The sequence below is a fragment of the Allotabrizicola aquatica (SeqCode) genome, assembly GCF_965194375.1.
GTDB classification, from domain to species: domain Bacteria; phylum Pseudomonadota; class Alphaproteobacteria; order Rhodobacterales; family Rhodobacteraceae; genus Tabrizicola_A; species Tabrizicola_A aquatica.
Map to the genome: position 1 here is coordinate 44,879 of NZ_CBDAEL010000008.1, position 12,076 is coordinate 56,954.

The following is a 12,076-nucleotide window of genomic DNA, read 5'->3' on the forward strand; positions in this document are numbered from 1 at the left end:
TTTAGCCCGATGTCGTGTGGTATTGCGGAAAGGTCGCAAACAGATTGCGCGGTCCGAAACCGACATGGGCCACGACGCGCATGGGGTGGAAGCGGGGGCGTGCTACGGTCAGGCTGCACGAAACCATGAGGGGAAGATGCAGATCATCGGCGATCTTGGGGCCAAGGACGCAACGGATCTGGCCGAGCGGGTGGCGCGGCGCGAGGTCAGCCCGACCGAGCTTTTGGATGCTGCACTTGCCGCAGTCGAGGCGCGCAATCCGGCGCTGAACGCGGTGGTGCAGATGCAAGAAGGCGTTGCGCGCAAGGCGATTGCGGATGGCCTACCCCAAGGCCCATTTCGCGGCGTGCCGTTCCTTCTGAAGGACTTGGGCTGCGAAGCGGTGGATTTTCCCGGCCACAATGGCAGCCGCCTTTTGGCGGGCACCCGCTATCGGCGCGATTCGGCGATTTACGAACGCATTCGGGCGACTGGCGTCGTCACCTTTGGCCGCACCACCAGTCCCGAGGGCGGCATTGGGGCGGCGACCGAAGCCGCTGTCTATGGCGGCCCCACCCGCAACCCGTGGAACCTTGACCATACGCCCGGCGGATCGTCAGGGGGGGCCGGGGCTGCGGTGGCGGCGGGGATCGTGGCCTTTGCCCATGGCTCGGACGGCGGCGGGTCAGTGCGGATCCCGGCGGCAAGCTGCGGTCTCTTCGGATACAAACCCACCCGGGCGCGGCTGCCCGATGGGCCTTATGTCGGCGAAGGCTGGGCGGGGATGGCGATTGACGGGTTCCTAACCCGCTCGGTCCGCGACACGGCGCGGATGCTGGACGCCTGCCACGGCCCTGACCTTGGCGCGCCCTACGCGGCCCCGCCCTTGGCCAAAAGCCATGCGGACGCCATCTCACGCCCGCCGCGCCGCCTGCGCGTGGCGGTCTGCGACACCACTCTGACCGGCGAGCCGATCCACCCTGAGGTGGCCGAGGCCGTGCGCGTGACGGCCCGACTGCTTGAGGCGATGGGCCACCACATCGAACCCGCAAAGGTCACCGCGGATGTGCCGATGATGATGCGCGCTTGGACCGATATCGTCGGCGTTGGCACCGCTTTGGGGGTGAAAAAGGCGCTGAAAGGCCGTCCGATGACGCCGGATCTGGTCGAAGGCGTCAGCCGGGGTGCCTGCGCGCATGCCGATACGCTTCACCCCACGCGATACCTTGAAGCGGTGGGCGAAATTCACGCCTTTGGCCGCCAGATGGCCGGATTTTTCGACGCAGGCCCAGATATCCTCTTGTGTGCCACCTTGGCCGAACCCCCGGCCCGCATTGGCCGGTTCAACCACGACACCGAGGATTATGTGGATTACCGCATCGGTCCGAAGGGCATTTTCGCCTATTCGCCCTTCTGCGCGGTGTTCAACGCCAGCGGCCAACCCGCCGCCAGTCTGCCATTGGCCATGTCGTCTGATGGCTTGCCCATTGGCATCCACCTTGCGGGGGCTTATGGCGATGATGAACCGCTCATCAGCCTCTGCGCGGAAATTGAGCAGGCACAACCCTGGGCAGAGCGGCGGGCACCGATTGCGGGCTGAATGCAGGTTTCTGTTGCACCCTATGAAAAACGTGGTCCAGATATGATCAAAACAACCAGGAGCGAGTCACAGTGACCGAGCGTAACGCCATTGAGGCCCGGAATGTCGTGAAAGCCTTTGGCCAAGGCGACGCCGCCGTGCGGGCATTGGACGATGTCTCGGTCGAGATTCGCGAGGGTGAGTTCTTTACGCTGCTTGGCCCGTCCGGCTGTGGCAAGACCACGCTGTTGCGCCTGATTGCCGGGTTTGAGATGCCCACCGATGGGGTGATCTTGCTGGATGGGCAGGACATCACCTATTTGCCGCCCAACAAGCGGCCAGTGAATACGGTGTTCCAATCCTATGCGCTCTTTCCGCATCTGACCGTGGCGCAAAACATTTCCTTTGGCCTTGAGATGCTGGGCAAACCTGCGGCCGAGGTGAAATCGCGCACCGCCGAGATGCTGGCACTGGTCAAGCTCGATACGATGGCAGACCGCAAGACCAGCCAGCTTTCGGGCGGCCAGCAACAGCGCGTGGCGCTGGCGCGCGCCTTGGCCCCGCAGCCCAAAGTGCTGTTGTTGGATGAACCCTTGTCAGCCTTGGATCTGAAACTGCGTCAGGCGATGCAGATCGAATTGAAGCGGTTGCAGATGGAAACCGGCATCACCTTTGTGTTTGTGACCCATGATCAGGAAGAAGCCCTGACTATGTCGGACCGCATCGGGGTGATGTCGCAGGGCAAGTTGCAACAGGTGGGCACCGCCAAAGAGATCTACACCCGGCCGAAGAACCGCTTTGTGGCAAGCTTCATTGGCGAGACCAACTTCCTTGAAGCCCGCGCCGAAGGTGGCAAAGTTCGCCTCGCCTCGGGTGATGTGGTTGAGTTCGAGACGCCGGTGACAGGCGACATGACCCTCACGATCCGCCCTGAACAGCTGCGCCTTGTGCCTGCGGGTGAGGCGGGGGCAATTCCGGCGGTGATCTCGAACCTCGTCTATTTCGGCACCGATACCCATGTGCATCTGGAACTCGCTGACCGCACCGAGATTATGGCGCGGGTGCAAAGCCCGGCTACAGGCGACGCCGGGTTTGAGCGTGGCAGCCGCATTGGGGTGCGTTTTGCGCCGGGCGCCTTGCAGGCGCTGGGGGAATGACCATGAGCCCCGCCGAAGAGGCCCAGATCAAGCAATCGGCCCGCAATGGCTGGCTGTTGTCGACACCGGCGCTGGTGGTTTTGGCCGTCTCGGCTGTCGGTCCCTTGTTCATCATCCTGCTTTACTCCTTTCTTGAGGCGGGCACCCACGGCAACGTGGTCTGGGCTTTCTCAACCGAGGGCTGGACGTCGCTCCTGTGGACCAAGGACATCTTCACCGACAGCTATGTTCTGGCCGACGCGCATCTGGCGATCTTTTGGCGGTCGGTGAAGCTGTCGCTGATGACCACGCTCTTTACCTTTGTGGTGGGCTTTCCGACTGCGTGGTTCATCGCCACCCGCCCCGCCAGCCAACGTGCGCTTTGGCTCTTTCTCATCACCATTCCGTTCTGGACCAACCTTCTGATCCGCACCTATGCGATCAACGAGGTGATCCGGGCCGAAGGTCTGCTGAACCTCTTCCTGATGAGCATCGGCGTGATTTCAGAGCCTTTGATGCTGATCTACACCGACATCGCCATCTTTATCGGCATGACCTATGTCTATCTGCCGCTGATGGTGCTGCCCTTGTTTGCCGCGATTGACCGCTTTGACATGCGGCTTTTGGAGGCGGGCTATGACCTTTACGCCAGCCGCTGGCAGATCTTGCGCAAGATCATCCTGCCCATCGTCAAACCGGGGATCATCGCGGGTTCGATCCTTGTGTTCGTGCCTTCGCTCGGTGCCTATGTGACGCCGCGCGTGCTGGGGGGCGGCAAGCAGATGATGATCGGCAACCTGATCGAGTTGCAGTTTGGCCAAGGCAAGAACTGGCCATTGGGCGCGGCCTTGTCGCTGACGCTGTTGCTGATCGTAACGGTTGCGCTCCTGTACTATGTCCGCGTGGCAAACGGGGAGAAGAAGCATGGCTAAGTCCAGCTTTCAGGTCGCCCGCCTGCCCGGCTTTGCCACCATGGCGATGCTTGCGTTTATGGCGCTTTACATCCCGATCTTCACTTTGGTGGTGTATTCTTTCAACTCTGAGACCACCCTCGGCAACTGGGGTGAGTTCTCGTGGCAGTGGTATGTGAAGGCTTGGGACAATCAGGCGGTCAAGGATGCCACACTGCGCTCATTGGTGATCGCAAGTTTTGCTGCAGTGTTCTCGACCATGCTGGCCACTATGGCCGCATTGGGCACCACCCGCCGCCGCGCCTTCAAGGGACAGACCTTTATCTATGTGATGATCAACCAGCCCCTGATGGTGCCCGAGATCGTGACCGCCGTGGCGCTGATGATCCTGTTTGGTCTCATCAAAACCCTTACTGGCATTCAAGGGCTGGGCTATTTGATCTTGGCCCATACCGCCTTTTGCATCCCCTTTGCCTATCTGCCGATCCGCGCACGATTGGAAGGGATGGACCTGACGCTGGAAACCGCCGCGGCGGATCTTTACGCAACACCTTGGTTGACCTTTCGTCGGGTGACGCTGCCGATCCTAATGCCGGGGGTGATAGCCGGGATGATGCTGGCCTTTGTGGTCAGCTTGGATGATGTTGTCATCACCGAGTTTGTGAAATCGGCGGGGCAAGACACCTTGCCCACCTATATGCTGGGCCAGATGCGCCGCCAGCTGACGCCCGAGATCAACGCCATCTCAACCGGGCTTTTGGTGCTCACCGTCGTGCTGTTGACTGCATTTTTCTTGCTGACGCGCGAGAAAGAAAAAACTTAGATACCCATAACCAAACTGCCAAAACCAACACGGGAGACGAACATGAAAAGAGTCCTGACCGCAACCGCCCTGCTGATGGCCACCACGGGGCTTGCCAGCGCCGAAGGCTCGCTGCAGCTGTACAACTGGGGCAACTACACCTCGCCCGAGCTTCTGGAGAAGTTCACGGCTGAGACCGGTATCACCGTGACAGTGACCGACTATGACAGCAACGACACCGCGCTGGCCAAGATCGAGGCCGGTGGCCATGGCTTTGACCTTGTGGTGCCCTCGGCCAACTATGTGTCGATCTTCAACGAAAAGGGCCTGACGGTCCCGTTGGATCTGGCCAAGCTGCCGAACCACGCCAATATCGCCCCGGAATGGAAAGACGTTGCTTGGGATGCAGGCCGCACCACCTCGATTCCGTGGCAGTGGGGCACCGTCGGCATCGCGGTGGACACCGCGATCTATGGCGGCGACATCAACACCTCCGCCGTCTGGCTGGAAGTGCCGGACGAGCTGAAGGGCAAGCTGAACGTCGTCCCCGAAATGATGGACATCGTCACCCTGGCCACCAAATACCACGGCGGCGAGCCCTGCAGCGAGGATCTTGAGGTTCTCAAGAAGGTGCGTGACAGCCTGATGGCGGCCAAGCCGAACTGGATCTCGATGGATTACGGCGCCACCGAGAAGATGGCCAACGGCGATTGGGCCGCTTCGGTGAACTGGAACGGCTCGTCCATGCGTATCCGTTTGGACAAAGACACCGTGGCCTACGGCTATCCGAAGGAAGGCTATCCGTTGTGGATGGACTCGGTCATGCTCTTGAAGGACGCGCAGAACGTCGACAACGCCTATGCCTTCATGGACTTTATCATGAAGCCGGAAAATGCGGCGATGATTTCCAACTTCGCGCGCTATGCCAACGGGATTGCCGGATCGGAGGCCTTCATGGACCCCGAAATGGCAACCGCCCCGGAAGTGGTGATCCCCGAAGAGCACAAGGCTGCAGGCTTCTTCATGCCGACCTGTAATGAAAAGTCGCGCGAATACATGACCGCGATCTGGACGGAACTGATGAAGTGATCTTGCGGCGATGCGGGGGCAGAAGATGCCCCCGCATCACGCCCTATGAGCGCTGACGCGCAGGTGCAGGGGGCGTTCCGCCCCCTCGCCGCACGCGGCTCACCCCCTGAGAGTATTTGGAAAGGCGCAAATGGCTTTGTGGGAACACTCGGCCTCGGAGCTGTCGCGCATGATCGCGGCGCGCGAGGTGGCCCCGTCCGAAGTGATGGCGGCACATCTGGACCGGATCGAGGCCGTGAATGGCGCGGTGAATGCGGTGATCTCGCTGCGCGACCGCGAGGCGCTGATGGCAGAGGCGCGGGCAGCCGACGATGCGCCTCGGCAAGGCTGGCTGCATGGCCTGCCCTTTGCGGTGAAGGACTTGTGTGCGACCAAGGGCTTGCGCACCACTTGGGGCAGCCCACTTTTCAAGGATTTCGTGCCGACCTCTGATGACCTGCTGGCAGCCCGAATGCGGGCCGCAGGCGCGATCTTCATCGGCAAGACCAACACGCCCGAATGGGGCCATGGCAGCCACAGCTTCAACCCGGTTTTTGGCGTGACGCGCAACCCCTACGACCTGAGCCGCACCGCGGGTGGGTCGTCCGGTGGGGCGGCTGCGGGTCTTGCGGCGCGTATGCTGCCGGTCGCGGATGGCAGCGATATGATGGGCAGCCTGCGCAACCCGGCAGCCTTTTGCAACGTTTATGGCTTTCGCCCGTCTTGGGGCCTTGTCCCGGCAGATGCCGAAGGCGACACGCATTTGGCGACCTTGGCCACCGAAGGACCCATGGGGCGCACGGTGGAGGATGTCGCGCGGCTGTTGCAGGTGCAGGCCGGGATCAACCCCGAGGTGCCCTTTGGCCGCACGCCGGGCGATTTTCTGGCGGGTCTGCAAGGCGCGAGCCTGAAGGGCAAGCGGATTGGCTGGCTGGCCGATTGGGGCGGGGCCTATGCGATGGAGCCTGGCATTATGGATCTTTGCGCCGCCGCGCTGGCCAAGATGGAGGCGATGGGCGCAATCGTCGAGGTTCTGCCCCCCCCCTTCCCGGCCGAAAAGCTGTGGTCGTCCTGGACCACCCTGCGCGCCATGCTGAACGCAGGCGGCTTCAAGGCGATATATGACCAGCCCGACAAGCGCGCCCAGTTGAAGGTTGAGACCCTGTGGGAGATCGAGCAGGGTCGCACCCTGTCGGCGCAGGCGGTTTATGAGGCGAGCGTGATCCGCAGCCGCTATTACGCCCATATGGCGCGGCTGTTTGAGACCTATGACGCGATTGCCCTGCCCTCGGCGCAGGTCTGGCCCTTCCCGACTGATTGGCGCTGGCCGCAAGAGATCAACGGTCAGGCGATGGACACCTATCACCGCTGGATGGAGGTGGTGATCCCGGTCAGCCTGATCGGTCTGCCCGCCTTGTCGCTGCCGGTGGGCTTTGGCCCGCAGGGCCTGCCGATGGGGATGCAGCTGGCGGGGCCGGTCGGGGCGGATGCGGCGATCCTTGCGATGGGGCAGGCTTGGCATGAGGCCACCGATTGGCCGGGCCAGCGGCCGCTGAAACTTGCCTGACGCGCCAAGCCGCCGTATGGCTGGCGCATGATCTTTTATCAGTTTCTCATGGCCTTGGCCTCGCCCGTGGTTCTGGCCCATCAGGCGGTCTTTGGCCTGCGTGGGGCCGTGGCGGAGCGGCTGGGCCTTTTGCCTGCGCCGGGGCCGGGAGTGCGGCTGTGGCTGCATGCGGCCTCGGTGGGTGAGGTCACCTCGGCGCGTTGGGTGATCGAGGCGCTTTTGGCCGCGCGACCGGGTTTGCAGGTCTTGGTGACCACCAACACGGCCACGGGGCGGGCGCAAGTGCAGGCCTGGGCTTTGCCGGGCGTGACGGCGGGCCTTGCCCCAGTTGACAGCGCCGGGGCGGCGGGCCGGGTCTTGGACCGCTGGCGGCCACAGGCGCTGGTGATCGTGGAGAATGAGCTATGGCCCGCGCGGTTGCGCGCGGCCGACAATCGCGGCGTGCCAGTCTTGGTCATCGGCGCGCGGATGTCGGCCCGCAGCGCGCGGCGCTGGCGCTGGGTGGGCGGGATGATGCGGCCCATGCTGGAGCGGATCGACTGGCTTTCGGCGCAGGACAGCGACAGTCTGGCGCGGCTGAAGGCGCTGGGCTTGCACGACGAGGCCGCCGGGCCGATCATGGCACTGAAGTCCATTGGCGCGGCCCAGACCGAACCCGTTGACCTGCCCTTTGCACCGCCCGCGCCGCGCACAGCAACGCTCTTGGCCGCCTCAACGCATGAGGGGGAAGAGGCGCTGGTGCTTGACGCCTTTCTGGCCTCAGGTCAGTTCCGCCATCTGATTCTTGCCCCTCGACACCCGCAACGCGGCGAGGCGCTGGCGGCAATGCTGGCCGCTCGGGGCCTGCGCTTTGCGCGCCGCGCGACGGGCGAGGTGCCGGGCGCTGACACCCAAGTTCATCTGGCCGACACCATGGGCGAAATGGCGCTTTGGTATGCCATGGCCGGGGCTACGGTCATTGGCGGCAGCTTTGCGGCCAAAGGTGGCCACACGCCTTGGGAGCCGGCGCGCCAGCACTCGGCCATCTTGCACGGGCCGTCGCTGCACAATTTCGCAGCGCCTTTTGCCGCGCTGGATCAGGCGGGCGGCGCGATTGCGGTGAGCGATGGCGACGCCCTCACCAAGGCGCTTGAGGCGATGGATGCCTCGACACAGGCGCGATTGGCCAAGATCGCTTCGCAGGTTCTGGCGCCGCAGGGCGACGGGTCCGAGGTGGTGGCGACGCTGCTTCAGACGCTCAAGGGGTAGCGGGCCGGAACATCAGAACGTGACCCGGCACGGCGAAGGTGGCTTTCAGAAAGCCCCATCTAACGGGCTGTGAAGGGCGCTGCGCCAAAAGCCTAGACCGGCTACGACCGCTCGTCCGAGCCGAAATGCCTGTTCCAGTTTGAGCGGTTTGAAGCGGTCCAGTGGCATATCGGGATGAAACCATCGCGCCGGTCGACGGGAGGATCTGGAGCCGCACCATCAGCGCTGCCTGCAACCTTGCGGGCGAGTCAGGCGCCAGAAAGACCCGCTTCATCTGGCCGCCAGTCGTGCAAGCCGGTCCCAAATCTCGGGTCGCACCGGACCTTCGCGCGGGGCGTCGCGCAACTGTGTTAGCAAATCCCGAGACGGCGGTGGTCGGTTGCCACCCTGCCAACCAAGAGCGGCGAGCACCGCGCTTGCCGCATCGGGCAAGGCATCTGGCACAGGCACACCCGACAGATCGGCCCACAACAGCGTCCAAAGCCGAGCGACGGTCAACGGGTTGTAGCCGCCGCCACCCAGCAGCAGAAACCGCGGCGATAGCGGTCGCAATCCGGCCAGTACGTCGCGATGGGCGTTGTTTGACAGCGCCAGCCGCGACAAGGGATCCTCAAGCAGCGCGTCTGCCCCGGCCTGTAGCACGATCAGATCGGGCTTGAACGCCGCCACCCTTGGCAGGATCAACCCATCCACAACCGCCCGCATCTCGCTGTCGTTAAACCCGCGCGGCACCGGCAGGTTAAAGACATTGCCACCCCCCTCATCGGTCAAGAGCCCCGTGAACGGCCAGCGGTTTTCCTCATGCACCGAGATAAGGAGCACCGAAGGATCCCCGGCCAATCCGGCCTCGACCCCGTCGGCATGGTGGGCGTCAATGTCGATATAGGCCACCCGTGCGAGGCCAGCCCGACGGGCGGTCAGGATGCCCAGAACCGGATCGTTCAAATAGCAAAACCCGTTTGCCCGGTCTTGCAGGCCATGATGCGTGCCCCCCCCCGGCACATGCACGGCCCCTGACGGCGCAGCAGCGAGCGTCTCGGCGGCCCACATTACACCCCCTGCCCCGGTCGCCGGGCGGCGAAACATCTCGGCAAAGACCGGGTTCGACAGTGTGCCCAGCCCGTGACGCGCGGTGACCTCGGGCGACACCGCGCCCTCGGCCTCGGCGGTTTGCAGGGCGGTTATGTAATCTGGATCATGCCAGAGCCGCAGCGCCGCTGGTTTTGCACGCGGACTGGTGCGATAGCGCTCCGCCGGCAAAAGCCCGAGCGCGCGGCACAGATCCATCACCGTCGAGACGCGAGGCACCCGCAGGGGGTGCTGCGCGCCATAGCTGGAGCCACGATAAATCTCGGACCCGACAAAAATCGGCGTCAGGGGCGCGGCTGGGTCAGGTCGGATCATAGCGGAAGCATAAGGCAGGCCCGAAGGCAAACAAGAGCGTGATGGGGCTTTAAAGTCCCTTTTCCTTGGGACGGATTCATGAAATGCTCAAAGAAATACAGGAAAAACGGGGAAACACCCGTCTATACACGAACAGGCAAGCAGCATGACCCTAGGCAAGTTTGACCATGCCAGCATGGATGGGGCGGATGCTACGGCGGCCCCCCCCATCGACGCGCGCACGCAATATGGCGCGCTGTGCTGGCGTATGCATCGGGGCAAGGTTGAGGTTCTGCTCATCACTAGCCGCGACACGGGCCGGTGGGTCATCCCCAAAGGCTGGCCGATTGACGGGCTTGCGCCGGCACAGACCGCTGCACGCGAAGCGTGGGAAGAGGCGGGCGTCGAAGGCGACATCGCCGATCAGGGGCTTGGCGCGTTTGATTATGATAAAAGCCTTGGCCTGAAGGGGTCCATTCCCTGTTCTGTCCAAGTGTTCGGCCTGCGCGTGGCCGAGTTGAAGGGAAAATTCCCCGAGCGCAAAGAGCGCCGCCGCAAGTGGTTTGATTTCGACAAAGCCGCGCGCAAGGTCATCGAACCTGAACTGCGTGCGCTGTTGCTGGCTTTGCCTGCGCGCTTGGCCGTGGCGTAATCGGGCTGGCACGTCAGGCTTCCCAACTGCGACCACAGCCCCCCTTGCCGAGGGCCCCGTTTCCCCCCAGATTGCCGTCATGATCCGCTATGACCTAAAATGCACCAAGGGCCATGACTTTGACGGCTGGTTTAAATCTGCCGAGGCCTTTGACAGCCTGTCGAAGGCTGGCCATGTCACCTGCACGATCTGCGGCGTGGCGGATGTCGAAAAGCGCATCATGGCGCCCGCCGTGCGCCCGGCGCGCAGCCTTGGTGAAAAGCCAAAGCTGACTGAGCCGCAAAACGACATCCAAGCCGCCATGGCCGAGATGCGCCGCAAGATCGAAGAAAACTCGGAATATGTCGGGCTGAACTTCGCCGCCGAGGCGCGGGCGATGCATGAGGGCACGATCGACGAACGCTCGATCTATGGCGAGGCCAAGCCTGATGAAGCCCGCGCGCTTTTGGAGGATGGGATTCCCGTCGCTCCCCTTCCGTTCATGCCGAAACGTCAGGCAAATTGAGCCGAAGCGAAGGTCGCTTGCTCTAGCGGCACTCTAATGCCGCCGCAAAAGCCGCCGCGCTGAACGGCCCCAGATCACGCTGGTCCGTGGGAGTTGCAGCCATAAGTCGTGTCCAGTCGGCATTGGCCAGCACCACCTCAGCCCCGGCACCACAGTCTCGCAGCCCTGATGTGATGAAGTCCTCGCCGATCCGGTGATTGGTCAGCCCGGCTTGGCGGGCGATTTCCACCACCCTGTCGCCCTCCACCCGGACAAAGACCAGCTCGCGCCGCAGATGGGGACGGTCGACATAGGCGATCTCGACCCGTCCATCGCCGTCCAGATCGCCAATCGCGGCGGGGGCCAGCCAGCGGTGGGGTTGTCCGATAAAGGGGGTAGCCGCGCGCAAGCCCTGCGCATCATAGATCGCCAACGCCGCCCCGCGCGCGAGGTCGGCCTCAACCAGCACCACTTCGCGGGTGCCGTCGCCGTCCAGATCGGCCAGCCGGGCCTCGATATCTTCGAAGACCCGGGTTTCGGGAAGCCGGATCGTGCGCCGTTCCCCGCCTTCCAGCCACAAATGCAACGCGCCCCATTCCAGCGCGTCGCCCAAGACCGCATGGTCATAGCGTGCTGTCGGCTCTGCCAGTTCGGCCCGCGTGATGTCTTGTGCGGCGACTGGCCCGCAAAGGGCCAACCAGACCGCACAAGCGCGCAGCATCAGATTTGCTTTTCGGGCATTTGCACCCGAAGGCCGTCCATCTCGGCGGTGACCTTGATCTGGCAGGTCAGGCGCGAGGTCGTGGCATCGGGGTTCCATGCGAAATCCAGCATGTCCTCTTCCATCGACTCTTTCTTCGGCAGCCGACCAACCCAAGCCGGATCGATATAGACATGGCAGGTGGAACAGGCGCAGGCGCCGCCGCAATCGGCCTCGATGCCCGGAATTCCGTTGTCGCGCGCGCCTTCCATCACGGTCAGCCCGGGGGCCACATCGACCACATGTTCTTTGCCGCCATGTTCCACGTAAGTGATCTTTGCCATCGTTCCTGATCCTGCCTGAAATGTCGCCCTTTGGGGATTGCCCTGAAATAAGCGATGAACGCGCGAATGGCCAGAGGGGGCAAGAGATGGACACGCAGAGATGAAGCCGGGCTGGATAAAGGCTGCCCGGATAAAGGCGGGGTGGCCCAGACTAGGCAACCGCCGGGAATGCCGCTAGATTACCCGCTGAACAACGGCCAAAGGCGAAGTTTGGCGACAGGCG

The 12,076-nt window shown here is 63.3% G+C and carries 12 protein-coding genes; 9 read left to right on the forward strand and 3 right to left on the reverse strand.

The window, feature by feature from the left end; all coding sequences use genetic code 11:
* Window positions 1-22: 22 nt before the first annotated feature.
* The 7 genes from AC72UB_RS10895 (at window position 23) to AC72UB_RS10925 (ending at window position 8,290) form a co-directional block, all read left to right on the forward strand.
* A complete protein-coding gene (locus tag AC72UB_RS10895; RefSeq protein ID WP_505189801.1) occupies window positions 23-1,579 on the forward strand; it encodes an amidase in 1,557 nt (518 codons plus the stop codon).
* 71 nt (window positions 1,580-1,650) lie between these two features.
* Complete coding sequence (locus tag AC72UB_RS10900; RefSeq protein WP_505189802.1) at window positions 1,651-2,715, forward strand: ABC transporter ATP-binding protein; 1,065 nt, start codon at window positions 1,651-1,653, stop codon at window positions 2,713-2,715.
* Window positions 2,716-2,717: 2 nt separating this feature from the next.
* Entirely contained in the window at window positions 2,718-3,626 is a 909-nt protein-coding gene (locus tag AC72UB_RS10905) for an ABC transporter permease (RefSeq protein ID WP_505189850.1), read from the forward strand.
* Window positions 3,619-4,428 (forward strand): ABC transporter permease, encoded by an 810-nt coding sequence (locus tag AC72UB_RS10910; RefSeq protein WP_505189803.1) that lies wholly within the window; start codon window positions 3,619-3,621, stop codon window positions 4,426-4,428. Before AC72UB_RS10905 ends, AC72UB_RS10910 begins: the two co-directional genes overlap by 8 nt.
* Window positions 4,429-4,470: 42 nt before the next feature.
* Window positions 4,471-5,496 (forward strand): extracellular solute-binding protein, encoded by a 1,026-nt coding sequence (locus AC72UB_RS10915; protein ID WP_505189804.1) that lies wholly within the window; start codon window positions 4,471-4,473, stop codon window positions 5,494-5,496.
* 130 nt (window positions 5,497-5,626) lie between these two features.
* The gene (locus AC72UB_RS10920) at window positions 5,627-7,042 is read left to right on the forward strand and encodes an amidase (RefSeq protein ID WP_505189805.1); all 1,416 of its coding nucleotides are present in this window, start codon (window positions 5,627-5,629) and stop codon (window positions 7,040-7,042) included.
* Between the two features lie 27 nt (window positions 7,043-7,069).
* Complete coding sequence (locus tag AC72UB_RS10925; protein ID WP_505189806.1) at window positions 7,070-8,290, forward strand: 3-deoxy-D-manno-octulosonic acid transferase; 1,221 nt, start codon at window positions 7,070-7,072, stop codon at window positions 8,288-8,290.
* 270 nt (window positions 8,291-8,560) lie between these two features.
* Here AC72UB_RS10925 and AC72UB_RS10930 read toward each other — a convergent pair whose 3' ends face one another.
* Window positions 8,561-9,694 carry an acetoin utilization protein AcuC gene (locus AC72UB_RS10930; RefSeq protein ID WP_505189807.1) on the reverse strand — a complete coding sequence of 378 codons (1,134 nt, stop codon included), beginning with the start codon at window positions 9,692-9,694 and terminating at the stop codon, window positions 8,561-8,563.
* A 145-nt stretch (window positions 9,695-9,839) separates the two neighbouring features.
* On the opposite strand from AC72UB_RS10930, the gene AC72UB_RS10935 reads away from it, so the two are divergent.
* The gene (locus AC72UB_RS10935) at window positions 9,840-10,325 is read left to right on the forward strand and encodes an NUDIX hydrolase (protein ID WP_505189808.1); all 486 of its coding nucleotides are present in this window, start codon (window positions 9,840-9,842) and stop codon (window positions 10,323-10,325) included.
* A gap of 79 nt (window positions 10,326-10,404) precedes the next feature.
* Window positions 10,405-10,830 (forward strand): DUF1178 family protein, encoded by a 426-nt coding sequence (locus AC72UB_RS10940; protein WP_505189809.1) that lies wholly within the window; start codon window positions 10,405-10,407, stop codon window positions 10,828-10,830.
* Between the two features lie 22 nt (window positions 10,831-10,852).
* Here the strand turns inward: AC72UB_RS10940 and AC72UB_RS10945 are convergent, their stop codons facing one another.
* Together AC72UB_RS10945 and AC72UB_RS10950 are read right to left on the reverse strand one after the other, a co-directional pair.
* The gene (locus AC72UB_RS10945; RefSeq protein ID WP_505189810.1) at window positions 10,853-11,530 is read right to left on the reverse strand and encodes an FG-GAP repeat domain-containing protein; all 678 of its coding nucleotides are present in this window, start codon (window positions 11,528-11,530) and stop codon (window positions 10,853-10,855) included.
* A complete protein-coding gene (locus AC72UB_RS10950; protein ID WP_463289460.1) occupies window positions 11,530-11,853 on the reverse strand; it encodes a 2Fe-2S iron-sulfur cluster-binding protein in 324 nt (107 codons plus the stop codon). Before AC72UB_RS10950 ends, AC72UB_RS10945 begins: the two co-directional genes overlap by 1 nt.
* Window positions 11,854-12,076 lie beyond the last annotated feature (223 nt).